The sequence below is a fragment of the Streptomyces sp. NBC_01618 genome (genome assembly GCF_045209435.1).
GTDB lineage: Bacteria > Actinomycetota > Actinomycetes > Streptomycetales > Streptomycetaceae > Streptomyces.
The window spans coordinates 6275224-6300276 of the sequence record NZ_CP109297.1 but is presented as its reverse complement, the minus strand read 5'-3'; the positions used below and the strand labels follow the sequence as shown (position 1 = coordinate 6300276).

The window sequence follows — 25053 nt, the reverse complement described above, 5'->3', positions numbered from 1 at the left end:
TCCTGACGTGCGTGTTCGTGCTGTTCGTGCTGTTCGTGCCACGGACGACCTCGCCGGCATTGCTCTACGCAGCGACTTGTTCGCACTTCCTAATCGGCGGCCGAGTCGTCGTGGGAAGCCGGGCGGCGAAGCGTTTCCAGCCACGAGTCGACAGCCCTCTGATAGCCACACCCGGCTCCCCTGGGTGCCCTCACCTTACGAGTGGGAGGACCAACCCAGTCAAAAAGGTAGAGCCCTCTGAACACCTTGCGGATCCGCCGCCAGGGTTTGCGGCCGAGGCTCTCGACTATGCGGAAGCGGCGGTAGGTGCCCCGCATGGCGTCGTCGTCGGGCAGTCGGTCGAGGAGTCCGGCCGCGCGTTCCTGGTATCCGTCCACCCAGCTCAGGTCTTCGGCCGCCGAGCGGCGGGCGTGGAAGTTGAGGGTGGTGTCCTGGGCGAGGGCGATCAGGAGTTCGGCCCCGCGATCCCGGTAACCGTCCACCCAGCTCAGCTTGCTGGCTGCTTGGACGCGGTCGAATTGGCCGCGGTTGTAGCGGTCGCGGCGGTCGAGGGTGGTGTCCTGGGCAAGGGTGATCAGGAGTTCGGCCGCGCGTTTCTGGTACCCGTCCACCTCGGCCAAGTGCTTGGCCGCCGAAACTTGGTCGGCGAGGCGGAGGGTGGTGTCCTTGGCGAATGCGATCAGGAGCTCGGCCGCGCGTTCCTGGTACCCGTCCACCTTGGCCGCGTGCCCGGCCGCTTCGACGCGGCGGTAGTGGTCGGAGTCGAGGTTGGTGTCCTCGGCAAAGGCGATCAGGAGTCCGGCCGCGCGTTCCTGGTATCCGTCCACCTCGGCCAAGTGCTCGGCCGCTTCGACGCGGTAGAAGAAGTAGAGGGTGGTGTCCTTGGCGAATGCGATCAGGAGTCCGGCCCCGCGCTCCCCGTACCCGTCCACCCAGCCCAGCGTTCTGGCTGCTTGGAAGCGGTCGCGCTGATCGAGAGCGGTGTCCTCGGCGATGGCGATCAGCGCTTTGCCCGTGCGGTCCCGGTGCTCGCCGATCCGGGCCAGGCGCCCGGCAGCCTGCATACGCTCCCAGCGCAGGTTGAGAGTGGTGTCTTCGGCGAATGTGATCAGGAGTTCGACCCCGCGCTCCCGGTACCCGTCCAGCTTGGCCAATTCCTCGGCTGCCCAAACGCGCTGTTGAGGGCTGAGGGTGGCGTCCCCAGCGAGCCGGCCGAGGAGTTCGGCTCCGCGCTCGCCGTACCCCTCCAACTGGGCCAGGCTCCTTGCCGCTTGGAAACGGTCGAAGGAGGCGAAGGTGGTGTCCTCAGCGAGCCGGCCGAGGAGTTCGGTCCCACGCTCCCGGTACCCGTCCAACTGGGCCAGGCTCTCTGCCGCTTCGGCACGGTCGCGGGAGTGGAGGTCGGTGTCTTCAGCGAGCCGGCCGAGGAGTTCGGCTCCGCGCTCGCGGTACCCCTCCAACTGGGCCAGGCTCTCTGCCGCCCCCACACGCTCAAAGGAGTAGAGAGAAGTCTCCTTGACCAGTGTGATCAGGAGTTCGGCCCCTTGAGCCCGGTGCCCGTCCATCCGGGCCAGGCACTCTGCCGCTCGCACACGCTGGTGCAAGTAGGCGATGTTGGTACCGAGTGTACGGTCCGTACTCCAGTCCATCCGGGCGCGGTCTTCTTCTTCCCGCACGCGTCGGGGCGAGTAGGCGGTGCTGGTGGCAAACCGGGCGAGCTGTCTTGCCGAGAGTTCGGGGGGGAGGTTGGTTCGCAAGTTGACCTGGTTGATGAGAAATCTGCATGCATCCCGCTTCCCCCGGTTGATGAAGGCTTCGAGTCTTCGGGTGGTCCGGGCTGGGACCGGGTCAGGGGAAGCGAGGAGGGCGTCGAGAAGGAATCCCAGATAGGAGGGTTCAAGGGCGGGTGCCTGGGGTTGGCGGGGGCGGGGTGGGAACAATTTGTGGAGGAGTTCCTGGTCGTCGCGGGTGGCGTGGCGTGCGGCGAGGTACTCGGTGACGGTCTGGTGGAGGAAGTCGAGGTCGTGGCCACGCTGGGTCAGCAGGCCGGTGGGTCGCATGAGGTCGTGGAGGAAGTGGTGCCAGTCGCGTTCGCCGATGCTCTTCGGGCGTTTGGCATGGGGATGCGTGGCCGCGATCCGGGCGGCGAGGTCCGTGTCGCCGTGGAGCCGTTGGGCAGCGAGGTAGTCGATGATCTCGGTGAGGTGCTCGGCCGCCTGGCCCGCGGCCTGTTCGGCGGTTCCCCGTTCTGCGGGCTCCTGGTGACGGTCGACCAGGCGACGGAGGGCTGCGGCGTGGGTGCGGGCGGGGTTCTTGTGGCTGTTTCGGTTGTAGACGAGATCAACGAACGCGCCATAGGCGGCACCACGGCCTGTAGGCAGGCTGCGGTCGGGGTTGGCGGCGTAGAGCTGAGTGAGCATGAACGCCATCAGGGGCGTTCGGGCGAGCTCGTCGAGTCGTGAGCGGTCCAGCTGGGCGATGAAGGCGGCGGTGTGCTCTTCGCCTTTGAGGGAAAGGTCAGGCCGGTGGTGGAAGCAGCGCCGAGCGTAGTCGTGCAGGTCTGCTGGCGAGAAGGGCTGCAGGACGTAGCGGGGGGTGCCAGGGCCGAGGGTGTCGAGTTCGGGCAGGGGGCGGGTGAGGACGGTGAACCGGTAGAGCGAGGGGTGGGTGGCGGCCGCCGCGGCGACGGTGTGCAGCAGGTCGGTGCGGGCGTCCCGGTTGGAGATCTCGTCGAGTCCGTCGACGATAATCAGCCAGGGTGTTTTCGGCAGAGGGTGACGGTCGAAGAGGCCGGTGAGGTCCAGCAGCGGAGCGAATTTGACGAGATCTTTGGCCATGGCCTTGGCGAGAGCCTGCGGTAGCCGGTCGGTGGTGTCGGCCAGTGCGCTGGCCCTGACCAGAACGGGGACGGCGGAGTAGTCCCGGTCGCCCTTGCTCTGGTCGAGCCGCTGCAGCCAGCCGTCAGCCGCATCAACCAGGTGCTTTCGTGCTTGGGTGGACTTGCCACCACCGGGACCGCTCGAAAGAACGCAGCAGGACTTGGCCTCGAAGACGTGCTCGACGGGCAGAGAGGCGGGTCCGTCGCCAAGGGGGGCTTCCGACTGCGGGCTGTGGGCGGCCGCTTGCTTGGGGGTGATCTCAGGAGCGTTCTCGGGGCGGGTTTCCTGGCGCACGTAGATCTCGCCCAGGGGCGGGGGCTGATCGCCGGTCCAGTGGTAGGGGTGGTCGTCAGCAGCCTGGCGGGCAGCGGTCAAGTACGCGCGCAGTCGCGGGTCGGGCCCCGGCCCGGGCTCTCCCCGGGCGATTTCCCACACCCCCTCCCAATGGCCCCGGATGACATCCCACTTGCCCAAAGCCTCCCGCGCCCTGCGGCCGTCCGGCTCCTTGGCGGACCGTGCCGCCTTCTGGAGGTCCTCACGCGTCTGGTGGCCTGCTGCGTATAAAAGCGTCTGGATCAGGGGCCACAGCATCTCGAAGTCGGCCGGGGGATTCCCGGCGAACCAGTCGCTGACCGTCTGCTTCTTCAGCTTCGTGGCGCCCGACTCTTTATTGGCCCGTCCAATGGCCTCGATCTGCGTCAGCCGCGACTCCTGGAGCAGCCGGCGGAGATCGTCTTTGAAGCGTTTCCGCCCCGGGCCCAGCTGCCCGTCGACCTCAGCCACGATTCTCCCTGGTTTCCTGTCCGGTGCTGTCCGGTCCGCCCGCCCCGTGTGCGGCTGTGACCTGCGGCGACGATATTTCCGTCCGGTCGATCCGGTGGCTCGTGGTGCCCCGTCGAGCACGGGGACGATTGTCCTCGTCGCTCGCCACCCGGGCCAGCGAACAGTGAACCGTAGAGGAGTCGAGCCGTGGGGTACGAGATGTGGGTGCCGGTAGCCGGCCTGCTAGTGGTCGCCGCCATGGTGGTGGCGGTGGTGTACCTGGCGCTGCGGGGCGCCCCGGCATCGAACCGGAACGAGCTGCTGAGGGCCGTCGCGGAGGTGATCCGCGCCCTAGCGGCCGTAATCCGCAGCTTTTGGGGCCGGGTGTGATCGGCGTTCTGCCACGGCGCGCCCCGCATACCCGCCACCGGCTGGAGTTCGTCGTTGAACACCGTCCAATGCCCGACCAACTTGTCCATCCCTACCGGCAGTCGCCCGCGAACACGCACACTGTCGGACAGTACAGGCCAGTAACACAAAGAGGCTAAAGAGTGATCAACAGCGTTTGCGGCTCGTGACACGCGTCGAGGCGGCCTCACGCTCGTTTGACCAGCCCTTTCGGCCCTTCAGCGTCTCTCTCTTGAAGCTGGCGTTGAAACTCTCCGCAGCGGCGTTGTCGGCTGAGCTGCCGACCGCGCTCATGCTCTGGAGGACGCCCGCCCGGCGGCAGGCGTCCGCGAACGCGGCGCTCGTGTACTGGGCGGATTCAACCAGTCGTCGCAACACCCCTGATCAGAGAGGCGTGTTGTGGGACGACCAGCGGGTTGGATGACGGAGTTGACGGGGCGGTCACCGATAGGTGTAGATCTTCTCGGGGTGCCTCGTTGGAGTGATTCGACAGCACCCAGCAGAGGGTGATCGATGCCCCCGACACCCGCAGAGGTGACATCGCCGACGGATCCCACTGCGGTCGACACCCAGTAGGGCTGGTGCTGGAAGGCGTAGGTGGGCAGGTCGACACGGACGGCACCCGCCTGGGCGAAGAACGCCTCGCGGTCCGCGACCACGTTCTGCGCCAGCATATGCGCGAACGCGCTGATCGCTGACGCGGCTTCAGGGCGGTCGCGGCGGAGGGCGGGAACGGCGACCGCCGTGCTCTCCTCAGCCAGGCACTCCCGCACCATCGCCGACAACACACCGTCGGGACCGAGTTCGAGGTACGACGTCACACCCTCGGCATCCAGAACCCGCACCGCATCGGCGAACCGGACAGCCTCACGCACATGCCGCACCCAGTACTCCGGCGAACACACCTCATCCGTAACCAGAGACCCGGTCAACGCCGACACAAAGCCGAACTGCAGCACGGCGAACTCGATACCGGCAATCGCCTGGCAGAACTCCTCCAGCATCGGATCCATCAACGGCGAGTGGAAGGCATGGCTCACCCGCAACGCCTTCGTCCGCACACCATGAACTTCCGCAGGCGAGTGTGCTCGGGCTGGTCCTCCGTCATCAGATTGCCCGCCGCATGGGCCCCGGGATCACGTCCTGCTGGTAGTCGGGGCCGGCGTGCGACTGGTGGCGCGCCAGCCGCTTGTTCTTGAGTCCGTCGCGTGCCTCCTCATAGCCGGTCAGCAACCACACGGCGGCGCCGCTCGGAGTGGAAATCCGGTGGATCGGCGCCGCCTTGTTGAGCTCCGCGTAAGCCTGGTAGGGATCGGCGTAGAACTCGTCGTCGAACGGCATCGGCAGGGTTACCGGTATTTCGCTCATGACCGTCTCTTTCCTCTGTCCGCGAGCGTAAGGCTTCAAGCGCGGACAAGTCTGAGCCCTGTGCCGTATCACCGGAGTATTGGCGCCGGCGCGGCGTTCACCCCATGAGCGCCGGCCGGGAGGAGTCCACGCTCCAGGGGCTGCGTGATTCCAGGCGTTCATTGTGGGTGAGGATCATGTCGTAGAGGAGAGAGAGCCGGTAGCACGGTTCCAGTCCGATTTCGCGCCTGAGCCGGCCCCGGAGCCCGCGGTACATCTCCAGCACTTCGGCCTGGCGGTCGGAGCGGTACAGCGCGAGCATCAGCTGGGCGCACAAGCGCTCCCCGTACGGCTGCTGCTCGGAGTGCTCGAACAGTTCCCCGAGGATCTTCCGGTGCTGCCCCAACCGCAGCTCCAGGTCGAACAGTTCCTCGTAGGCGGCGGCCCGGTCCTCGTTGGCCTTCGCCGCGTACATCTGGACCACCCGGCTCTCGAGCCCGGAGGCGGCGGGGCCGCGCCACAGGTCGAGCGCCTTGCGGGTGAGCCGCGCCGCGTCCCGGGGCCTCTCCTCGTCCGCCGCGTCCCTGCCGCGGGCGAGCAGGTTCTCGAACTCCCGGAGGTCGGAGCCGTTCTGCGGGACCCGCAGCCGGTAGCCCGACGGATGCGTCTCGATCATGTGCTCCGCGCCCAGCCGGGCGAATTCACGGCGGAGTCGCGATATGCATATACGTATCTGGGTGGAAACGGATTCAGGCGGCGATTCACCCCAGATCGCTTCCCGCAGGGTGTCGGCGGGAACAACGACGTTCGCCCTCAGCACCAGCATCGCCAGGAGGGCTCCCTGGCGCACCCCCGAGAACGCTGAGGATCCCCCGGGATGGACAACTTCCAACGGACCAGGAATGTGAACCCGTAGATCGGGCATCTTCCCGGTAACTCCCCCCCACGTCAGCCCTTTTGGGAAGGCTCCCGCGTGAGCCTCCGGGCGTTGCGACAGCAGCAGAGGCAGTGATCACGAAGACTCGAAGTTCGAACGCCATGTGTCCGGAACTCGCCTGCAAAGAATGGGCAAATGCTATTGCGCAGATGCCCGGCAACCGTCTGGAAAGGAAACCCCCATGTGGTGTGTGCCACCCTATTCCCTTACTCAGCAAGTGAGGTGAGACCATGCCAGTGTCGGACTGGATGAACAGAGCACCACAGGCCTGGATTTGACGGGATACACCGGACGGGCCGAAGTCTCGGGAGGGGCATCAGTGACGGACAATTCCGCAGGCGGCTCGTACGACGTGGTCATCCTCGGGGGTGGCAGCGGGGGGTACTCCTGTGCCCTGCGCGCGACGCAGCTCGGGCTGAGGGTCGTCATGATCGAGAAGGGCAAGTTGGGCGGCACCTGCCTTCACAACGGATGCATTCCGGCCAAGGCGCTGCTGCACTCGGCGGAGGTCGCGGACCAGACCCGCCAGAGCGAGCGCTTCGGCGTCAAGACCGGTTTCCAGGGGGTCGACATCGCGGGTGTCAACTCCTACAAGGACAAGGTGATCGCGAGCCTGTACAACGGCTTGCAGGGCATGCTCAAGTCCCGCAAGGACCTCACTCTGGTCCAGGGCGAGGGACGTCTGGTATCGCCGACCGCCGTCGAGGTGGACGGCGTGCGCTACGAGGGCCGCCACGTGGTGCTGGCCACCGGGTCCCTGCCGAAGTCGCTGCCCGGCCTGACCATCGACCGCGACCGGATCATCTCGTCCGACCAGGCACTCTTCCTCGACCGCCTCCCCCAGTCGGCGGTCGTCCTCGGCGGCGGCGTCATCGGGGTCGAGATCGCCTCGGCCTGGAAGTCCTTCGGGGTGGACGTCACGATCGTGGAGGCGCTGGCGCACCTCGTCCCCGCCGAGGACGAGGAGATCTCCAAGGGCCTGGAACGCGCTTTCCGCAGGCGGAAGATCAAGTTCGAGCTGGGGTCGCGCTTCACGAAGGCCGAGTACACCGACGCCGGTGTGCGGGTCACGCTGGAGAACGGCAAGCAGCTCGACGCCGAGACCCTGCTCGTCGCCGTCGGCCGCGGCCCGGTCTCTTCGGGGCTGGGCTACGAGGAGGCGGGTGTCGCGATGGACCGCGGCCATGTCCTGGTCGACGAGCACCTGCGCACCAACGTCCCGACGATCTCGGCGGTCGGCGACCTCATCCCCACCCTGCAACTGGCGCACGTCGGCTTCGCGGAGGGCATCCTCGTCGCCGAGCGCCTGGCCGGCGAGCGGGTCACCCCCATCGACTACGACGGCGTGGCCCGGGTCACCTACTGCGAGCCCGAGATCGCCTCGGTCGGCCTCACAGAGGCGAAGGCCAGGGAGCAGTACGGCTCCGACAAGGTCGTGGTCAGCAAGTTCAACCTGGGCAGCACCGGCAAGAACAAGATCCTCAAGGCCACCGGTGAGATCAAGCTGGTACAGGTGCACGGCGGCCCGGTCGTCGGCCTCCACATGATCGGCCCGCGCATGAGCGAGCAGATCGGCGAGGCCCAGCTCATCTACAACTGGGAGGCCCTGCCGGCCGAGGTCGCCCAGCTCATCCACGCCCACCCCACCCAGAACGAGGCCCTGGGCGAAGCCCACCTGGCCCTGGCGGGCAAGCCGCTGCACGTACATGACTGACCACCGGGACCACCACCGCACCCGGCCGGGCAGCCCCTGAAAAAGGGAGCCGCCCGGCGGGGCGGGGCTCCGTCACGGGCGTCCTGCCGCGCCTCCCCGAGACAGCCGGTCGGGCGCCCTGCTTAACCGGCTCCAGGATGGCGACGCACCCCGCATGGTGCGTCATCGAAAAGACGTCACAGACGGCGAGACGAGAGAAACCGCAGGTCAGACCGGGTTTCGTAACTAGGTGGGCACCCCTCAGGCGCCCGGAGCGTCAAATGAGCGTCACAGTCGGGCCGTACCCCCTCGTGCAGCTACAGGATCGCCGCTGCCGGGAGTTGATGTGCCACGCACACGTCGTGCGACTGCATTTCTCCCTGGAAGAGGAGGACTCGGGGCACCGCTCCATACGTGCGCACGCCCTCCGTACGCGGACAGATCTGGCCACGCAATGCCCGAAACACAATATATGGACCCGAATGTTCCTTGCAGACTCGCTGGAGGAGGTCCCGTGGATGTTGGGCTGATCAACGGCCTTCCCAGCCACCCGCTCTTCGTTCATGGCGCAGTCGTGTTGGTCCCGCTGACGGCGTTGGTGCTCGTCGTCTGTGTGCTGTGGCCTTCGGCAGCGCGCCGGCTCAGCTGGGTACTGCCGGTCCTGGGGCTGATCACCCTTGCTTTGGTGGTGCTGACCACCGAGTCCGGTGAGTGGCTGGAGGAGCGAGTGCAGGAGAGTGCGCTGTTGGAAGAGCACGCTGAGATGGGTTCCGGTCTCACTCCGTGGGCGATCGCCCTGTTCGTGCTGACGGTCGCCGTCTGGCTGTTAGGCCGGGCCGGCCCTCGCCGGGAGCGTGGGCGCAGTGGTACGGCCGACAGCCCCGCGGAGGGCGGCGTTTCAACCGTGGCTCGACTGGCCTCTTCCGTTGCGGTGCGCATTGAGGTGCTGGTGATCGCCCTGGTCGTGGCCGTCGGTGCGGTCATTGACGTGTACCGGATCGGTGATTCGGGTGCGAAGGCGGTCTGGCATGGCCGTTTCTCAACAAGCGAGTCCGACAACAGGGGGTGACGCGGCAACAGCCGCGCCAGTGGCGGCCCAGGCGACCCATGGGACGGGTCGACCGGCCGGACGTACTTGCCTTGTGTCCGGCCGGTCTCGCGGTCAGCCCGGGGGGTCAGTGCAGTTGGTTGAGTGCCTGCTGGAAGGCGGCTGCGTGCTTGGCCTCGTCGGTGGCGGTGTCGCGGAAGTAGCGGGCGGCGGCGGTGTCGCCGACGGCGGTGGCCCGCTTGGCGAACCCCGGGTACAGGTTGTTCGCTTCGTTGCGCTCCCCGGTGACGGCCTTGCTCAGGTTGTCCCTCGTCGTGCGGACCAGGCCGGCCAGGACCGCTTCGCTGGCGAAGTGTTCGTGCAGTTCCACCCCGGCTGTGCCCTCGAACAGGCGGGCCAGCGTGGGGTTGCCGGTCTGTCGCGCGCGAGCGGCGAAGAGCATGTACTTGGCGTGGGCGAGCGCCTCGCCGTGCATGGCGGTGTCCAGGTTGGCCTTCGTGCGGGCAGCCTTCACCTTCGGCAGGCCGGCGGGCACCGACACCGCGTCCGCCTTCGGCGGCGCCGGGACAGTGCCGCGGCCAGTGGTCACGACCGTCAGTGCTGTGCGGTAGGCGTCGCGGTGGCGGCCCTCGTCCGCGGCGATCTCCGTGAACAGCTTGGCGGCCTCAAGGTCTCCGTCCTTGCGGGCCTGGTCGGCGAAGCGGCGATACATGACCTGGTGCTCGTAGGTCTCGCCGTTGATGGACTGGCGCAGGTTGGCCGCGTTCGTGCCGACCACGCCGGCCAGGGTGGCCGCCTCCTTGAGGTGCTCGTTCAGCTCGGTCTGCGCCGTGGCGCGGAAGAGCTTGCCGATAGCCGGGTGGGCCTCACGGTCGGCTTGAGCGCCGAAGAGGCTGTAGGAGGCGTAGGCGAACGTCTCTCCTTTCATAGCGGTGGTGAGGTCGGAGAGCGTCTGCTGGCGCAGTGCCTGGGCGGTGGGCGCCGTCGTGTGCGGCTCGGCCGGTACGGCAAGGGCCGCGGCTGTGGCGGCCTGCGATGCCGCGGTCAGCGTGCATAGGCCGACCAGAAGCGTGCGTATCGAGTGGCGGAACATGATGTCCTCCTCTGGGGCCTCTTGAGGAAAGCGCCCCTGCCATACGACCCGTACGCGTGCACTCCCGCCCCTTCACGTCACCCATTCGAGTGATTACGCAGCGTGCCTCTGAGTGCCCAACACGCACCCGCACCGTCCAGGAATGGATGGCCCCACTGCCCCCCCATCCCCGGCTGCACGGCCGGACGGATGCCGAACCAGCCGCTGCCGCCCATCCCGTGTGGTGGTCGCGCCAGTCGGGATCACCTCGATGGCAGCCCCATGGGTGGTCCCCTTTGCTTGCCTCCACGTCGCCGCCGCACCGGGCCAGCGGCTTGGTCCGTCCGGTCCGAGGCTGCGAGCCGCAGCCCCTGGTGTCTTCGTCCGCTTGGCGTGCGGTGGGCGGCCCCGTCGCGCAGCTGGTCGGCGGTTTCGCGGATGGCTTCGATGACGTCGCGCAGGTCGTCGTGTTCAGCGGCGAAGCGTTGGATGAGCTGCTCGGTGGCCGGTTCGATCGCCACCTGGGCGGTGCGGTCGACGCGCAGCGCGCGTAGGGCGTTGAGGATGACGGCGACGTCAATGCCCTCTTGGAGCAGGGCGCCGGCGGCGGGCAGCAGCAGGCCGTAGGCGGCGGCCATGGCTGCGAGGGACATCGGCATGCCGCCGAGGGCGCTTTGGACGGCGATGCGTCGGGCGCGGACGGCAATGGTGGCGGCATCCGCGAGGCGGTCGACGCGGTCAGTGGTGAGGCTGGTGGCGGAGGAGCAGGGCGTCGGCGCGGGCCGGTTGACCGGCACGATCCAGAACGACGTGCTGAAGGAGTACATCGCGCGCGGGACGTACATCTTCCCGCCGAAGCCCTCGCTGCGGCTGATCGCCGACATCTTCAAGTACTGCAGGGCCGAGATTCCCAAGTGGAACACGATCTCGATCTCCGGCTACCACATGGCCGAGGCCGGTGCCTCGCCCGCGCAGGAGATCGCCTTCACCCTCGCCAATGCCGTCGAGTACGTGCGCACGGCGGTCGCGGCCGACATGGACGTCGACGACTTCGCGCCCCGCCTGTCGTTCTTCTTCGTCGCCCGCACGACGATCCTGGAGGAGGTCGCCAAGTTCCGTGCCGCGCGCCGGATCTGGGCGCGGGTGATGAAGGAGGAGTTCGGGGCAAAGAGCCCCAAGTCGCTGATGCTGCGCTTCCACACGCAGACCGCGGGCGTGCAGCTGACCGCGCAGCAGCCGGAGGTGAACCTGGTGCGCGTCGCCGTCCAGGGCCTGGCGGCGGTGCTGGGCGGCACGCAGTCCCTGCACGCCAACTCCTTCGACGAGGCCATCGCTCTGCCGACCGACAAGTCCGCGCGCCTGGCGCTGCGCACCCAGCAGGTCCTCGCCTACGAGACGGACGTAACGGCGACCGTCGACCCCTTCGCCGGCTCCTACGTCATCGAGAGGATGACCGACGACATGGAAACCGCGGTGCTGGAGCTGATGACCAAGGTGGAGGAGGCGGGAGGGGCCGTGGCCGCCATCGAACGCGGCCTGCAGAAGGACGAGATCGAGCGCAACGCCTACCGCATCGCCCAGGAGACCGACTCCGGCGAGCGGGTCGTGGTCGGCGTCAACCGCTTCCAGCTCGACGAGGAGGAGCCCTACGAGCCCCTGCGCGTCGACCCCGCGATCGAGGCCCAGCAGGCCGAACGCCTCGCCAAGCTGCGCGCCTGGCGGGTCGGCGAGTAAGTGGACACGGCGTTGACCGATCTACGCAAGGCCGCCGAGGGCGAGGACAACGTTCTCTATCCCATGAAGGAGGCCCTGCGCGTGGGCTGCACCGTCGGAGAGGTCTGTGACGTGCTGCGCGACGTCTGGGGGGTCTACAAGCCGACGATCCTCTGACAGACGACCCGTTCACCCTATAACCACCTTATTGCACCCTCGTGGTGAATTTGCCTCTCGATCGGATGCTCCCTACGGTGGCGGTCATGGGGTACGACATCGCCCGCCTCCACCATGTCGGCCACGTCGTCGAGGACATGGCGCAGGCGATCACTCATTACGAACGGCTGGGCTTTCGCGTGCCACCGCCCAGTTGCCCGGCGATGCCGCTCCACGAAGGCGGCACCCCCGAACCGTTCGGCACCGGCAACACCCATGCCGATTTCCCCCACTCCTTCCTCGAGCTCGTGGCCCGGATAGAGGACGGCGCCACCGATCGCCTGCCGGCCGACGCGCGTCTCGTCCCGCTGGAGGCACCGGCCGAAGCGCTGCCCGGGCTGGTGGAGCGGATCAGGGAGACGAGCGCGAACGTGGCGGCGTGCCTGGACCGCTTCGAGGGACTGCACATCCTCATGTGCGCGATCTCTCCCGCACCCGCGACCTGCTGCGGCAAAACGGGCTCTCTCTGCGCGAAACCCCGCTCGGCGACATCTTCGTACCGGCTGACGCCGCTCTGGGGGCCGCTGTCGCTTTCAGCCAGGCCCCTCCGCATGTGACGGATTCATAAGAGGCGGAGGGAACCTGCCCGCGGGGAGGCCATGGTTCGCTCGTACCGGGCGTCCTGGGCTTGGCGGGACCCTCCAGCTCGCTTCGGTCAGGTCCGGCACTGGTGCTCAGCTGGTCCGAGTCCGCCTACCACGCCCGCAGGAAGCGGCCGAAGTCGGCCCGCCGGCTGCGGGACGAGCAGCTCATGCCGCTGATCGAGGAGTCGCATGGCGAGTCGGGCGGCACCTAGGTGTTCTGTCCACAGAGGTTGGTGACAGTGATCACGGCTGGGTGATCTCGAACGAGTGAGGGCCTTCCGGGTTCGGTGTGGATTGCGACATCTCCACCGGGAGCGGTGCGGCGGCGTCCGTGGGACATCAGGAGCACGCGCTCGTACCGCGGCGTGCTCCTGGGTGTCGATGCCCGTATCGGGCGTCGTCCAGTGGTCAGAGGCTGGTATGTCAGAGGCTGGTGAGAAGGGCGTCGAGCGGGGCGGGTACGCGGGCGGGGTCGAGGGCCTCGACGAGGAGGCGGCCGTAGCGGATCTTGCGCCCCTTCTTCGTGCCGAGGAAGCGCCGCAACTGCTGCTGTGAGGTGCGGCCCCGCTGTGCGGGCTGGTGCAGGAAGGTCTGCAGGGCACGCAGGTCGCCCTCCGCCCGGACGACCTCCTCCACCCGTGTCACGCCCAGCGCGCGGATGAGCTCGTCCTCCAGGTCCGCCACGCAGACGAAGAACCCGTGCTGTGCCGCACCGGCCCGCTCCAAGCCGCGGGCGTAGTAGCGAAGCTCCGCCTCGTCGCACAGACCCGTGAGGCGGAGGTCCAGGCCGGGTGGCCCGAGGAGGTGGGCGAAGCGCCCGACGCTCATCGCACCGCCCATCGGCAGGACGCAGACTCCTTCGGCCGCCAGGTTCCGCCCGCGGCTCGCGGCCAGCGCGTCGACCGCTGCGACGTCGCTCGGCCCTTCCAGCAGTACGGCTTTCCGGACGGACAGCCGCGCGGCCAGCTCACGCGCCGGTTCACCGGGGCCGCCGGCCGCCCACGCGGTGACCGCCTCCCCGAACGCCCCCATGTCAGCCATGGAACGAGTCTCCGCCCTTTCCGGCCGCCACGGTAGGGAATTTCCGGGGTGTGGCGGCGGGGCCTGTCCGGATGCAGGAACCGGATCAGGTCCACGTGCCGCTGAAGCAGGACGAGTTGCGCCGTTCCGCACCGCACCGGACCGGAAGTCGTGTCGGTCCCCAGAAGGAGTTCGTCATCCCGTCCGGCTTCCTGAAGGCGCACGGCGACAACTCCATCGCGCTGGCGGTCACCGCCGAGCAGAGCGGCGTCGGACCCGACTCGGTCGAGCTGGTGAACCAGGGCACCGTACTCGGAGGCGTACCCGGCAAGCAGAACGCCTCGCCCGGCTACGAGGACCTGTTCGGCACGGGCACCGCACGCATGGGCACCGCACGAAGGAACTGACCCGCCGACCCGAGCCGTGCCCGCCCCGATCGCGCAGTGCGCAAGGGCGGGCACGGCTCTGGGCACGGCTCTGCGGGTGGTCCCGGGAGCCGGTCTGGCACCCGGTCATGGCTGTTCACCCGGTCGTCGGCCGGTCCGGGCTGTGCTGGTGGCCGACGTCGCGGACGAGGTCCAGGCCGAGAACACGGTCGAGATGGGCGAAGGTTTCGAATTTGGCGCCGGGCGGCACATCGGACCGTCCCGCCACATCCCTCAGCAGATCGAGGACGGCGGCGACGTCGAGATCGTCGACGAGCGCCGCATGCGACTCCCGCAGCAGATCGGCGGGGATCGGCCGGGACGGCTCCTGCGCCCAGTCCGCCACCTGCCGGCGCCACTGCCGCAGCGTCCCGCGGGCCTCGGCCAGCGCCGCACCGGTGACCGTGACCGGCGTGGCGTAGGGGCGGTGGAGCAGCAGCAGGCGCACTGCCAGGGGATCGGCGGTCTCGGGCACGGGTACGTCCGGCCCGTCCGGGGAGAGGAGTTCGCCGGGGTCGGGCACGCCCTTGGCCGGCGGGACCGTGCTGACCCGGCCCACCTCGATCCGGCGCCCGCCCGTGGCATCGCCGGTGTCGGCGCCCTGGGCGACCACGTGCACGTCGGCGGGGCCGCCGAGTGCCGCGTCCGGCTGGTGGGTTCCGACGACGGCGGGGGGATGGATGCCGAGTACCGCCATGACGCGGTCGAGCGCGCGGGCCCGATCGGGCGTCAGTTCCGGGGTGGTGAGGACCGTGACGACCTGGAGGCCGTTCAGCTCCGCGACGCGCGCCAGTACGTCACCGACCAGCGGCACCCGCAAATGCACCGGGCCGATCCCGGTGCCGGTGCCGAGGTCCGGCAGATGGACACAGCTGCGCAGCAGGTGGCGCGGCGCGGCGGGGATTTCCACGAGGTGGCCGGTGCGGGTGTCGGCGATACGCAGCATGATGCGGAGGCTAGTCCCGGACGCCGCCCGCGCGTGGGAGAACGGGGCGGGGAGTCTACCCGTCGTCCCGGCGCGGCTCCGGTCTCAGGGTTCCTCGGTCAACTGCTCGTCCAGTTCGTCGAAGAGCAGCTCGCTGTGGTCGATCTGCCCGGTCCGGTAGGCGGACCGCGCCACCAGGTGGGCGGCGACCGGACTGGTCATCAGCTGGAAGAAGCCGATCAGCGCGAGGGTGGCGAGATCCATGCCGCTGCGCAGCCGCAGGGCCACGCCGGCGAGGACCAGGAGCATGCCGAGGGTCTGCGGTTTCGTGGCGGCGTGGCTGCGGGACAGCACGTCGGGCAGCCGCAGCATTCCGATCACACCGAGCAGGCAGATCGCCGCACCGATGAACACCAGCACCGCACCGGCCGTGTCGAGGATCTGGAACCAGACGTTCACCGTGCTTCCCCCTCGGTCCCGCCCATGCCGTCGCGTCCGTCGCGCCCGTCGCGCCCGTCGCGCCCGTCACGCCCGTCGCGCCCGTCACGCCCATTGCGCCCATTGCGCCCGTCGCGCCCGTCGCGCCCGTCACGCCCGTCACGCCCGTCACGCCCGTCGCGCCCGTCACGCCCATTGCGCCCATTGCGCCCGTCGCGTCCGTCGCGCCCGTCGCGCCCGTCGCCGCCTGTTCCGCCCGCTTCCCGAGGTAGCGCCGGCCGGTCGCGCGTGGCGATGAAGCGGGCGATGCCGACCGATCCCGTGAACCCGAGGAACGCCAGCACCAGCATGATCGGGAAGTAGAACGGCTCACGCGCGAAGGCGCACTTGGCGCCCAGGCCCGCGATGATGAGGGCGGCGCAGACGTCGAGTGAGATGGCCCGGTCCAGCATGGAGGGGCCCAGCCAGATCCGGGTGAGGAGCCCCGCCCCGGCGATGACGATGACGACGACGGCCGCGGTGAGCAGCGCCTGGTCGACGGTCTCCGGCCCGCTCATGCGCCGTCCCCCCTGTCGCGCCCGGCCGGTGGCGGCGGTTCGGCGACGCGGGCGATCTCGTCGGGTGTGCCGAAGGCCCGTACGGTCAGCTTCTCCATACGCCAGACGGAGCGCCGCGCCGCGTCGAGCACGGCGGGTCTGTCCGCGTCGAGGACGTGCAGGAAGACGGTGGCCGTGGCGCGGCGTACCTCGACGATCGATCCGCCGGGCACGTTCGACACGGCGACGGCGGTGGCCGCGAGCATCAGGTCGGAGCGGCAGCGCAGCGGTACGGCGATGACGGCGGCCCGGTGCGGGTGGTCGACGAAGATCTGCCGGGTGACCCGTACGCCCGAGGTGTACATGTCGTAGAGCAGATAGCCGGCGAGCATCAGGATGCCCCAGGGGTGCAGGCGGAGCCCGAGGTCGACCCGGGGCAGCGGGAAGGCCAGGCAGACGGCGACCGCGACGACCGCGCCGATCAGTACGTTGGCCCAGTTCAGGCCGGACCAGAGCAGCACCCAGATGAGGGTGAGCCAGGCGATCAGCGGGAGGTCGAGCACGCGTCCCCGCCCGCCGAACTCGCAGCTGAAGGGCGGCAGGTCCTTGTTCCGGCAGGACAGTCTGACGATGCGTTTCACCCGCCGAGCACCGCCTCGACGTAGGGGGTACGTGCGAGGAGTTCGGCGGCCGCGCGGTCGGTGTAGGAGGTCAGCGGTCCGGCGAACACGGTGAAGGCGAGCCCGAGGACGACGGCTGCCGCGGTGGCCGCGGTCATCGGCAGCGGCAGTTTCGTCGTGGTGGTGACGGCGTGTCCGTGCAGGGTGGCCGCGACCGCGAGCCCGGCGGGCTGGTGGCGGGGGCGGACCGGTTCGTCGCCGCTGCCGGGGATGTGGTCGGGGCCCTCGTCGACGTCGCTGTCGTCCTCCCCGGAGTCGGACTCCAGGACGGTGCCGGCCGCGGCCTGCCCCGGGGGCGCAGCCCGCCAGAATGCCAGGTTCCAGACCTTGGCCATCACGTAGAGCGTGAAGAGGCTGGTCACCGCCGATCCGGTGACCAGGAGCCAGGCCCAGGCACTGCCGTCGGCGACGCCGGCCCGCATCAGTCCGAGCTTGCCGATGAAGCCGGACAGCGGCGGGATGCCGGCCAGGTTCATGGCGGGTACGAAGAACAGGACGGCGAGCAGGGGGGATGCCTTGGCCAGTCCGCCGATCCGGGTGAGTTCGTTGGTGCCGCCCCGGCGTTCGATGAGGCCCGCCACCAGGAAGAGCGTGGTCTGGACGGTGATGTGGTGGGCGACGTAGACGATCGCGCCGCCGTACGCGTCCCGGGTGGCGAGGCCGATGCCGAAGACCATGTAGCCGATGTGGCTGATGAGTGTGAAGGAGAGCAGCCGCTTCAGGTCGGTCTGGGCGACGGCTCCGAGGATGCCGATGACCATCGAGGCGAGCGCGGCGGCCATCAGCAGGTCGCCGAGCCGGTTGCCGGGGAAGAGCAGTGTCTCCGTGCGCAGCATGGAGTACACACCGACCTTGGTGAGCAGACCGGCGAAGACCGCGGTGACGGGGGCGGGCGCGGTCGGATAGGAGTCGGGGAGCCAGGCGGCGAGCGGGAAGACGGCGGCCTTGACGGCGAAGACGGTGAGCAGCATCGCCTGGATCAGGGTCTGCACCCCGAGCGGGAGCGCGGCGAGCCGGCCGGCCAGTTGCGCGAAGTTGGCGGTGCCGGTCGCCGCGTAGGTCATGGCGATGGCGGTGAGGAACAGCATCGACGAGAACAGCGAGATGATCACGTACGTGGAGCCCGCGCGGATGCGGGGTCCGGTGCCACCGAGGGTGAGCAGGACGAAGCTGGCGACGAGCATGATCTCGAAGCCGACGTAGAGGTTGACGAGGTCACCGGCGAGGAAGGTGCAGGAGACCCCGGCGACCAGGATCAGATAGGCGGGGTGGAAAACCGCGACGGGTGTTTCCTCGTCCCGGTCGGCCATGCCCTGGCCAAGGGAGTAGACGAGCACGCAGAGCGTGATGGCGGAGGAGACGGTCAGCATCAGTCCGGACAGCCGGTCGGCGACCAGGGTGATGCCGAGCGGTGGCGCGAAGTCGCCGAGGTGGACGGAGAGCGGGCCGCGGGTGTCGGCGACGATCATCAGCGTGAGGGAGAGCCCGAGCACGGCGGTGAGCACGGCGACGCTGACGAGGCGCTGGATCTGTTTGAGCCGGGTGCCGACGGCGAGGCTCAGGCCGGTGGCGCAGAGCGGCAGCAGCACCGGCAGGGGGACGAGTGCGTTCATCCGGTGTCTCCCGGGTCGGTGTCGGGGCGGGGCGGTTTCCGGGCGTCGTCCTCGGCGGCGGTGTCGGGGCGGGGCGGTTTCCGGGCGTCGTCCTCGGCGGCGGTGTCGGGGCGGGGCCGTTGCCGGGCGTAGTCCTCGGGGTCCGCGCCCAGTACGTCGTGCCAGAGGTCTCCGGTGGCGTACCGGCCCCGGGCCTGGAGGGCGCGGTCGGCGCGCAGTCTGGCCCGCAGGCGGCGGCGTTCCCCGCGGTACCGGGCGCGTTCCTCTTCCGTGACGTCCGGGGCGGCCCGGTACCGTTCGCGCAGTTCGTCCCGCTCCCCCAGCACCTCGGCGCGCAGTGCGATGCGCCGGTCCTCGTCGTCGTCGTGGACCTCGTCGGTGCCGGTCAGCTGGTGGCCGCGGTAGGCCATGGCGAGGAGGAACGCCGTGGTGGCGAGGGTGATGACGATCGCGGTGAGCGCGATGGCCTGGGGCAGCGGGTCGGTGACCTCCCGCAGCGGGGCGCCGTAGAGGAGCGGTTCCCGGCCGGCCGATCCGGTCGCGGCGAGGATGAGCAGGTTGATGCCGTTGCCCGCGATCACCGCGCCGAGCAGGATGCGGGTGAGGGGCCGGGTGAGCATGAGGATGCCGCCGACCGCGCACAGCACGGCGGCGGTGGCCAGGAGCGAGAAGCTCACCGTCATCCGGTGGGGCCTCCCGTTCCGGGTGCGGCTCCCGGTGGGGTGCCGGTGCGTGCGGCGGCGGCCCTTTCGAACGCCGCGCGCTCGATCTGCCGGTCGATCTTGGCGCCGAGCGCGCGCACGATGTCCAGCACCACGCCCAGGACCAGCAGATAGACGCCGAAGTCGAAGAGGACCGGGGTGCCCAGGTGGTATGCGCCGATCAGGGGCAGCCGGCCGTGGTGGGTCCAGGCGTGCAGGACCGTTCCCTGGGCGAGGCCGAGCAGGGCGACGCTCGTGGAGATGAACAGCCCCAGGCCGGTGAAGAGTCCGGGCTGCAGCGGTGCGGCCTCGGCGAGTTCGAAGCGGCCGCCCGCCAGGTAGCGGGTGATCAGGGCGAGCCCGCCGACGAGCCCGCCGACGAAGCCGCCGCCCGGCATGTTCTCGGCGCAGAACAGCAGGTACAGCGAGAGCACCAGGACCGGGTGGAACAGCAGTCGGGTCACGACCTCGAAGACGATCGAGCGGTGCTCGGGGGCGAGCGTGGACCCGGCCGCGAGCCAGCCGCGTTCGGGTGCGCCTTCGTCGCCGTGCGGAAGTCCCGTCATCTCGGGGGCCGTCAGTGACCAGGCGGTACGTCCCCGCGTCTCTTCCCGCAGCGACGGGTCCTCGGCGCGGCGGTGCAGATAGATCAGGCTCGTCACGCCGATCGCCGCCGCGGCGAGCACGGCGGACTCCCCCATCGTGTCCCAGGCGCGCAGGTCCACCAGGATGGTGGCCACGACGTCCTTGAGCCCGTGGTGGGCGGTCTCCTCCACCATGGCCGCGCCCGCCGGTTTCGCCGTACGCGCGGCCGCCGCGACCCACACCACCACGCCGAGCGTCGCCGCCGCGGCCAGCGCGACCGGAATGCGCACGGCACGGCGCCGGCTGCTGACCGACTCCTGGAAGTGCACCGGCATCCGCCGCAGCACCAGCACGAACACGATCATCGACACGGTCTCGACGCAGAACTGGGTGAGCGCCAGGTCCGGGCCGCCCTGGACGACGAAGAGCAGCGCGGCGCCGTATCCGGTCAGCCCGGCGAGGACCACGGCCTTCATCCGCCGGCTGACGGTGAGACAGAGCAGGGCGGCCGCGCAGGTCAGCACGGCGATGGCGCCCTGCAGCGGGAAGTCCCAGATCTTCGGGACGGCCGCCCCGTGCCAGGGCCGGTCCACGCCGAGGACGGTGAGCTGGCCGGCCAGCATCACGAGCAGGGTGGTGGCGAGGTACACGGAGAGCGAGCCGCGCTGGACGAAGCCGGTGAGCTGGAGGGAGAGCCGTTCCAGGCCGAGCAGCAGATGCCCGAAGACGCTGTCGGCGGTGGGCCAGGCGATCCGCCGGGACAGCCGGGTGACGGTGGTGCGGGCGGCGAAGAGCAGCACGCCGCCCGCCACTGCGGCGGCCGAGAGCAGCAGGGCGGTCCCGAATCCGTGCCAGAGCGAGAGACGGTAGGGATGCGCGGACGGGGGGAACGCGTCCGCGTAAGCGCCGAGCAGCCGGTCCGTCCAGCCGACGCCGGGGCCGAGTACCAGCCCGCAGACCGCGAGCACGGCGGGCGGCGCGAGGAACCACGGACCGACCCGGTGGACCGGAGTGTCCTCGACCCCGGGCTTACGGGCGAAGGCGCCCCAGACGAACCGCACGGTGTAAGCGACGGTCAGCGCCGAGCCCGCCACCGTGCTGCCCAGTGCCCAGCGGTCGGCGGTGTCGCCGTGCAGCAGCGCCTCGAACGCGGCCTCCTTCGCGGCGAAGCCGAGCAGCGGGGGCAGGGCCGCCATGGATGCGGCGGCGAGCACCGCGACCGCGCAGACGTGCGGCAGCGCCCGGCCGACGCCGGAGAGTCTGCGCAGATCACGGGTGCCGGCCGCGTGGTCGACGATGCCGGTGACGAGGAACAGCGGCGCCTTGAACAGGGCGTGGCCCAAAATCATGACGGCGGCGGCCAGCGCCGTGTCCCGGGTGCCGACCCCGGCGAGCAGGGTGAGGAAGCCGAGCTGGCTGACGGTGCCGTAGGCGAGGACGAGCTTCAGGTCGTTCAGGCGCAGCGCCCGCCAGCCGCCGAGCAGCATGGTCGCGGCCCCGAGGACGATCACGACGGGCCGCCAGACCGGCACGTCGGCGAAGCCGGGGGCGAGCCGGGCGACCAGGTAGACACCGGCCTTCACCATCGCGGCAGCGTGCAGATAGGCGCTGACGGGGGTGGGTGCGGCCATGGCGTTCGGCAGCCAGAGGCTGAACGGCCAGATCGCCGACTTCGACAGCGCACCGCACAGGATCAGCACCACGGCGACCGAGACGGCGAGGCTCGTCGGGGGCGGGTCGGCGAGGATGGCGGAGATCCGGTACGTGCCCGCCGACTGACCGATCATCAGGAAGCCGACGAACATCGCGAGGCCGCCGAGTGTGGTCACGGTGAGCGCCTGGAGCGCGCAGCGGCGGCTGTGCTTCTGCTCGCTGTCGTATCCGATCAGCAGGTACGAGAAGACCGTGGTCAGCTCCCAGAACACGTAGAGCGAGATCAGGTCGTCGGCGAGGACCAGGGCGAGCATGGCGCCCGCGAACGCGAGGAGGTTCCCGGCGAAGCCGGCCAGGTGCAAGGTCGCGTCGGTGAAGTACGAGGCGCAGTAGAGCAGGACGAGCGTGCCGATTCCGGCCGCGAGCAGCACCATGAGCTCGGCGAGCGCGTCGAGCCTCAGATCGACGGTGACGTCGTACGCCGGCATCCACCGCCACGACCAGGTGACCGAGCCGCCGGAGGCGGCGGTGTTCCACTGCGTGGCCGCCCACACGGTGGCGGCGGCCGGTGGCAGCGCGAGCACGACGAAGGCGCGCGTGCCCAGTGCCCGTACCAGCGGTCGCGCGCAGGCGGCCAGGACGAAGTGGCAGACGATGAGCGCGGTCATACGACCCCGAGGGGCGTCCCGCGCCCGCGGGAAGCGGGGGACCGGGGCCCGGGCGAGGCACTACAGGCAAAGGGCACTAAACACAGATATATCCCCTACGGTGCTTCACCCGTACGGCGCGCCGCACCCCGCCCGGCGCGGTGGGTTCACCGGTGTTCGCCGCAGACCCCTCTGTGGCCGCAGTACGGCGCGTTCCCGGTGCGTCCGCAGCCGCACAGCATCACCCGGGTCTCCTGGTCCCGCTCATCCACCCCGGCGGCCAGCACGTCCAGACAGTCCTCGTCCCACCGGGAAGCCACCAGAGCACCGGTCAGCGTCTGGCCCAACCCGGCCAGAAAACCCACCCGTTCGAACAACAGGCCCTGCCCGACCCGCTCGCCACTGCTCTCGACGACGCCACGGAAGGCGGTACAGGTAGCCGTCGCCATCAACCTGGCCACGCCCACCACCCCCGCTTCCCCACACGATCCCGATCAGTTCGCCGAAGCGGCCGCATCGCGGCACTCCGATCGACTTAACGACTGACAGTCACACAAGGGCACGGCCTCACCGCACCCCGTCGATCCGTCCGAGACCCCCGCAGGGAACCACAACGCGCGGGAAGAGCACAATCGTCAACATCCCACGACGCGGAGAACCAGGAAAGCCCCCAACTCACACAAACAGAGGAAACCACCACTAGACGGGAGGAAACGAGTGGCAGATCCCAAGCAGCCGCCCCGACGACGCGAACTAGCATCAGCCAGCCTGCTTAAGCCAATCCCCCAACAGTCGAAGACCCTGCCCGTCGTGGCCGGCTGACCGTCCGCTCTTCCTCGTCGCTTCCCCTTACTTTTCTCGCTCTGGAGAGATCTGAGATTCACGGCGGCGGCATCGGCGGGCTCAGCCTCGCCACCGCGCTGGCCCGGCGCGGCCACACCGTCGAGGTCGCCGAGCTCCGCGACGAGCTGGAAGCGCTCGGCGTCGGCATCATCCAGCCGTCCAACGCCCTCCACGTCATGCGGGAGATCGGGGTGCTCGACGACTGCCTCAAGGCGGGCTTCGAGTGGGAGATCCTGACCATCGCCGACCCGGCCGGCAACACGCTCGCCGAGATTCCGCAGCCGCGGATGGGCGACGTCCCCTCGAACAACGGCATCCCGCGCCCCGCCCTCGCTCAGGTACTGAACGCCGCCGCGGTGGCCGCCGGGGCCACGATTTGTTTCGGCACCACCATCACTGAGCTGGCCGACGACGGCTCCGGCGTGGACGTCACCCTCTCCGACGGCTCCACCGGGCGCTGGGACCTGGTGGTCGGCTTCGACGGCATCGGTTCGCCGCTGCGCACCCGGCTGTACGGGGACGGCTATGTCCCCGAGTACACCGGGTTCGCCAACTGGCGCGTGACGGTGGACCGCCAGCCCCGGGTACGGGGTGTGGTGATGGGCACCGCGGGCCAGGCCGCGAAGGCGCTGCTCACCCCGATCACCGAGGAACTGATGTACCTGGGCGCGGCGCACGTGCTGGTGAAGCCGTACTGATCCGCGCGCCGCCGGGCGGGCCGGGCACACCGTGCCCGGCCCGCCCGGCGCGTTCACGGCAGCACCGCCACCCCGTCGATCTCGACCAGTGCCTGCTCGTCCCAGAGCTCCGTCACGCCGATGACCGCCATGGCCGGATAGTCGCGGCCCGCCAACTGCCGCCAGATTCGGCCCAGTTCCCTGGCATGCGTGCGGTAGTCGGCCACATCGGTGGCGTACACGGTGACGCGGGCCAGGTCCGCCGGGGCGCCGCCCGCCGCGCGCAGGGCGGTGAGCAGATTGGTGAGCGCCGTAGCGAACTGTTCGGGCAGGCCGGTGCCGACGACCTTCCCGTCCTGGTCGAGGGCGGTCTGCCCGGCCAGGAAGACCAGTTGGCCGCCGGTGGCGGTGACGGCGTGCGAGAAGCCCGCGGGCGGCGACAGTTCGGCGGGGTTGATCCGGTGGAGCGGACTCATGCGGAGGCCTCCCGGTTCGCGTACAGCTCCTTGGCGATGATCGTGCGCTGGACCTCGCTGGCGCCCTCGTAGATCCGTGGGGCGCGAACCTCCCTGTACAGGTGTTCCAGGAGGTGGCCGCGGCGCAGGGCGCGGGCGCCGTGCAGTTGGACGGCGGTGTCGACGACGTACTGCGCGGTCTCGGTGGCGTACAGCTTCGCCATGGCCGCGCGGCGCGGTACGCCGGGCTCGCCCGCGTCGTACGCGGCGGCGGCCGCGTACACCAGCAGCCGGGCGGCTTCGGTGCGGGTGGCCATCTCGGCGACCTGGTGGGAGACGGCCTGAAGATCCTTCAGCGGGCCGCCGAAGGCGGTGCGTCCGGCGGTGTGCGTCACCGTGGCGTCGAGGGCGGCGCGGGCCATGCCGACGGCGAACGCGCCGACGCTGGGGCGGAACAGATTGAGGGTGTCCATGGCGACCCGGAAGCCGCGGTCCGGTTCGCCGAGCACATCGTCGGCGGTGACCGGGACGCCGTCGAAGACGAGGGCCCCGATGGGGTGCGGCGAGAGCATGTCGAGGGCGGTGCCGGTCAGTCCGGGGCGGTCGGCGGGGACCAGGAACGCGGTGACGCCACGGGATCCGGCGCCCTGGGTCGTACGGGCGAAGACGGTGTAGAAGTCGGCCTCGGGTGCGTTGGAGATCCAGCACTTCTCACCGGTCAGGCGCCAGCCGTCGGGGGCGTGTTCGGCGTTCAGGGCGAGGGCCGCGGCATCGGAGCCCGCGCCCGGTTCGCTGAGTGCGAAGGCGGCGACGGCCCGGCCGGCGCGCACTTCGGGGAGCCAGCGCTCACGGAGGGCCGGGGTTCCCGCCCGGAGCACGGGGTGGGTGCCGAGGCCCTGGAGGGCCAGTGCGGTCTCTGCCTCCGTGCAGCCGCGGGCCAGTGACTCGCGGAGCAGGCAGAGGTCGAGGGCGCCGGAGTTCAGCAGCCGGTCGAGGAGGCCCGACTCGCCGAGTGCGGCGATCAGGGGGCGGTTGACGTGGCCCGGGTCGCCCTTTTCGGCCAGGGGGCGCAGTTGCTGCTCAGCAAGGACTCTCAGCTCCTCGCACCAGGCGGTTTGTGCCGGATCGAGCGAGAATGCCGTCATACCGGCGCCTCTCTTGTCGGTGTCGGAGGCGCCCGCTCGGGCGCATCCCGT

The 25053-nt window shown here is 69.8% G+C and carries 21 protein-coding genes and 5 pseudogenes; 8 read left to right on the top strand and 18 right to left on the bottom strand.

All coding sequences use genetic code 11. From position 1 onward, the window contains the following. Positions 1–89 precede the first annotated feature (89 nt). Positions 90–3662, bottom strand: coding sequence for an NACHT domain-containing protein (locus OH735_RS29135; RefSeq protein WP_406384600.1), 3573 nt, complete (start codon positions 3660–3662; stop codon positions 90–92). 186 nt (positions 3663–3848) lie between these two features. On the opposite strand from OH735_RS29135, the gene OH735_RS29130 reads away from it, so the two are divergent. Beyond that, positions 3849–4031, top strand: coding sequence for a hypothetical protein (locus OH735_RS29130; RefSeq protein ID WP_406384599.1), 183 nt, complete (start codon positions 3849–3851; stop codon positions 4029–4031). A gap of 171 nt (positions 4032–4202) precedes the next feature. On the opposite strand, the pseudogene OH735_RS29125 reads toward OH735_RS29130, so the two are convergent. The 4 genes and pseudogenes from OH735_RS29125 to OH735_RS29110 all read right to left on the bottom strand — a co-directional run. Next, a pseudogene (locus OH735_RS29125) lies at positions 4203–4403 on the bottom strand (IS3 family transposase); the annotation flags it as partial. Beyond that, positions 4340–5110, bottom strand: a complete 771-nt coding sequence (locus OH735_RS29120) for an acyltransferase domain-containing protein (RefSeq protein WP_406384598.1) — start codon at positions 5108–5110, stop codon at positions 4340–4342. The pseudogene OH735_RS29125 and the gene OH735_RS29120, both read right to left, overlap by 64 nt. Before the next feature lie 46 nt (positions 5111–5156). Beyond that, positions 5157–5417, bottom strand: a complete 261-nt coding sequence (locus OH735_RS29115; RefSeq protein WP_406384597.1) for a hypothetical protein — start codon at positions 5415–5417, stop codon at positions 5157–5159. Positions 5418–5514: 97 nt separating this feature from the next. Continuing rightward, positions 5515–6246 carry a BTAD domain-containing putative transcriptional regulator gene (locus OH735_RS29110; RefSeq protein WP_406384596.1) on the bottom strand — a complete coding sequence of 244 codons (732 nt, stop codon included), beginning with the start codon at positions 6244–6246 and terminating at the stop codon, positions 5515–5517. A 406-nt stretch (positions 6247–6652) separates the two neighbouring features. Here OH735_RS29110 and lpdA point away from each other — a divergent pair, with 406 nt between their 5' ends. Both lpdA and OH735_RS29100 read left to right on the top strand, forming a co-directional pair. Continuing rightward, a complete protein-coding gene (gene lpdA, locus OH735_RS29105; protein WP_406384595.1) occupies positions 6653–8047 on the top strand; it encodes a dihydrolipoyl dehydrogenase in 1395 nt (464 codons plus the stop codon). A gap of 493 nt (positions 8048–8540) precedes the next feature. Beyond that, positions 8541–9095 carry a DUF2231 domain-containing protein gene (locus tag OH735_RS29100; protein ID WP_406384593.1) on the top strand — a complete coding sequence of 185 codons (555 nt, stop codon included), beginning with the start codon at positions 8541–8543 and terminating at the stop codon, positions 9093–9095. Positions 9096–9201: 106 nt separating this feature from the next. Here the strand turns inward: OH735_RS29100 and OH735_RS29095 are convergent, their stop codons facing one another. Together OH735_RS29095 and OH735_RS29090 are read right to left on the bottom strand one after the other, a co-directional pair. Next, positions 9202–10167, bottom strand: coding sequence for a ferritin family protein (locus OH735_RS29095; protein ID WP_406384592.1), 966 nt, complete (start codon positions 10165–10167; stop codon positions 9202–9204). 389 nt (positions 10168–10556) lie between these two features. Then, a pseudogene (locus OH735_RS29090) lies at positions 10557–10895 on the bottom strand (heavy metal translocating P-type ATPase); the annotation flags it as partial. On the opposite strand from OH735_RS29090, the pseudogene OH735_RS29085 reads away from it, so the two are divergent. From OH735_RS29085 to OH735_RS29075, 3 genes and pseudogenes are all read left to right on the top strand, one after another. Beyond that, positions 10894–12036 (top strand): annotated as a pseudogene (locus OH735_RS29085) (methylmalonyl-CoA mutase); the annotation flags it as partial. The pseudogenes OH735_RS29090 and OH735_RS29085 overlap by 2 nt on opposite strands. Positions 12037–12122: 86 nt before the next feature. After that, positions 12123–12632: a VOC family protein gene (locus OH735_RS29080; protein ID WP_406384591.1), complete on the top strand. Its 510-nt coding sequence runs from the start codon at positions 12123–12125 to the stop codon at positions 12630–12632. Positions 12633–12745: 113 nt separating this feature from the next. Then, positions 12746–12871 (top strand): hypothetical protein, encoded by a 126-nt coding sequence (locus tag OH735_RS29075; RefSeq protein WP_406384590.1) that lies wholly within the window; start codon positions 12746–12748, stop codon positions 12869–12871. A gap of 211 nt (positions 12872–13082) precedes the next feature. On the opposite strand, the gene OH735_RS29070 is transcribed toward OH735_RS29075, so the two are convergent. Further along, positions 13083–13700: a TOPRIM nucleotidyl transferase/hydrolase domain-containing protein gene (locus tag OH735_RS29070; protein WP_406384589.1), complete on the bottom strand. Its 618-nt coding sequence runs from the start codon at positions 13698–13700 to the stop codon at positions 13083–13085. Between the two features lie 71 nt (positions 13701–13771). On the opposite strand from OH735_RS29070, the gene OH735_RS29065 reads away from it, so the two are divergent. After that, entirely contained in the window at positions 13772–14086 is a 315-nt protein-coding gene (locus tag OH735_RS29065) for a hypothetical protein (protein WP_406384588.1), read from the top strand. A 115-nt stretch (positions 14087–14201) separates the two neighbouring features. Here the strand turns inward: OH735_RS29065 and OH735_RS29060 are convergent, their stop codons facing one another. The 8 genes and pseudogenes from OH735_RS29060 to OH735_RS29025 form a co-directional block, all read right to left on the bottom strand. Further along, on the bottom strand, positions 14202–15050 hold the full coding sequence (locus OH735_RS29060; protein ID WP_406384587.1) for a hypothetical protein: 849 nt from the start codon (positions 15048–15050) through the stop codon (positions 14202–14204). A gap of 84 nt (positions 15051–15134) precedes the next feature. Continuing rightward, entirely contained in the window at positions 15135–15488 is a 354-nt protein-coding gene (gene mnhG, locus OH735_RS29055) for a monovalent cation/H(+) antiporter subunit G (protein ID WP_406384585.1), read from the bottom strand. 236 nt (positions 15489–15724) lie between these two features. Next, positions 15725–16024 (bottom strand): annotated as a pseudogene (locus OH735_RS29050) (monovalent cation/H+ antiporter complex subunit F); the annotation flags it as partial. Further along, positions 16021–16644, bottom strand: coding sequence for a Na+/H+ antiporter subunit E (locus OH735_RS29045; protein ID WP_406384583.1), 624 nt, complete (start codon positions 16642–16644; stop codon positions 16021–16023). The pseudogene OH735_RS29050 and the gene OH735_RS29045, both read right to left, overlap by 4 nt. Then, the gene (locus OH735_RS29040) at positions 16641–18296 is read right to left on the bottom strand and encodes a Na+/H+ antiporter subunit D (protein WP_406384582.1); all 1656 of its coding nucleotides are present in this window, start codon (positions 18294–18296) and stop codon (positions 16641–16643) included. Before OH735_RS29040 ends, OH735_RS29045 begins: the two co-directional genes overlap by 4 nt. After that, positions 18293–18979, bottom strand: a complete 687-nt coding sequence (locus tag OH735_RS29035; protein WP_406384581.1) for a Na(+)/H(+) antiporter subunit C — start codon at positions 18977–18979, stop codon at positions 18293–18295. The genes OH735_RS29040 and OH735_RS29035 overlap by 4 nt, the downstream gene beginning before the upstream one ends. After that, a complete protein-coding gene (locus OH735_RS29030; RefSeq protein ID WP_406384580.1) occupies positions 18976–21903 on the bottom strand; it encodes a Na+/H+ antiporter subunit A in 2928 nt (975 codons plus the stop codon). Before OH735_RS29030 ends, OH735_RS29035 begins: the two co-directional genes overlap by 4 nt. 146 nt (positions 21904–22049) lie before the next feature. Continuing rightward, on the bottom strand, positions 22050–22343 hold the full coding sequence (locus OH735_RS29025) for a hypothetical protein (RefSeq protein WP_406384578.1): 294 nt from the start codon (positions 22341–22343) through the stop codon (positions 22050–22052). A gap of 402 nt (positions 22344–22745) precedes the next feature. Here OH735_RS29025 and OH735_RS29020 point away from each other — a divergent pair. Then, positions 22746–23396: pseudogene (locus OH735_RS29020) on the top strand (FAD-dependent monooxygenase); the annotation flags it as partial. A gap of 80 nt (positions 23397–23476) precedes the next feature. Here OH735_RS29020 and OH735_RS29015 read toward each other — a convergent pair. Together OH735_RS29015 and OH735_RS29010 are read right to left on the bottom strand one after the other, a co-directional pair. Beyond that, on the bottom strand, positions 23477–23878 hold the full coding sequence (locus tag OH735_RS29015) for a RidA family protein (protein ID WP_406384577.1): 402 nt from the start codon (positions 23876–23878) through the stop codon (positions 23477–23479). Further along, positions 23875–25002: an acyl-CoA dehydrogenase family protein gene (locus OH735_RS29010; protein WP_406384576.1), complete on the bottom strand. Its 1128-nt coding sequence runs from the start codon at positions 25000–25002 to the stop codon at positions 23875–23877. Before OH735_RS29010 ends, OH735_RS29015 begins: the two co-directional genes overlap by 4 nt. Positions 25003–25053 lie beyond the last annotated feature (51 nt).

Excerpts from the sequence above, each read along its gene's own strand:
- OH735_RS29095 (WP_406384592.1), bottom strand. The coding sequence starts at position 10,167 with ATGTTCCGCCACTCGATACGCACGCTTCTGGTCGGCCTATGCACGCTG.
- OH735_RS29040 (WP_406384582.1), bottom strand. The coding sequence starts at position 18,296 with ATGAACGCACTCGTCCCCCTGCCGGTGCTGCTGCCGCTCTGCGCCACC.
- OH735_RS29035 (WP_406384581.1), bottom strand. The coding sequence starts at position 18,979 with ATGACGGTGAGCTTCTCGCTCCTGGCCACCGCCGCCGTGCTGTGCGCG.
- OH735_RS29015 (WP_406384577.1), bottom strand. The coding sequence starts at position 23,878 with ATGAGTCCGCTCCACCGGATCAACCCCGCCGAACTGTCGCCGCCCGCG.
- OH735_RS29080 (WP_406384591.1), top strand. The coding sequence starts at position 12,123 with ATGGGGTACGACATCGCCCGCCTCCACCATGTCGGCCACGTCGTCGAG.
- OH735_RS29070 (WP_406384589.1), bottom strand. The coding sequence starts at position 13,700 with ATGGCTGACATGGGGGCGTTCGGGGAGGCGGTCACCGCGTGGGCGGCC.
- OH735_RS29115 (WP_406384597.1), bottom strand. The coding sequence starts at position 5,417 with ATGAGCGAAATACCGGTAACCCTGCCGATGCCGTTCGACGACGAGTTC.
- OH735_RS29010 (WP_406384576.1), bottom strand. The coding sequence starts at position 25,002 with ATGACGGCATTCTCGCTCGATCCGGCACAAACCGCCTGGTGCGAGGAG.
- OH735_RS29065 (WP_406384588.1), top strand. The coding sequence starts at position 13,772 with ATGCAGGAACCGGATCAGGTCCACGTGCCGCTGAAGCAGGACGAGTTG.
- OH735_RS29060 (WP_406384587.1), bottom strand. The coding sequence starts at position 15,050 with ATGCTGCGTATCGCCGACACCCGCACCGGCCACCTCGTGGAAATCCCC.
- OH735_RS29030 (WP_406384580.1), bottom strand. The coding sequence starts at position 21,903 with ATGACCGCGCTCATCGTCTGCCACTTCGTCCTGGCCGCCTGCGCGCGA.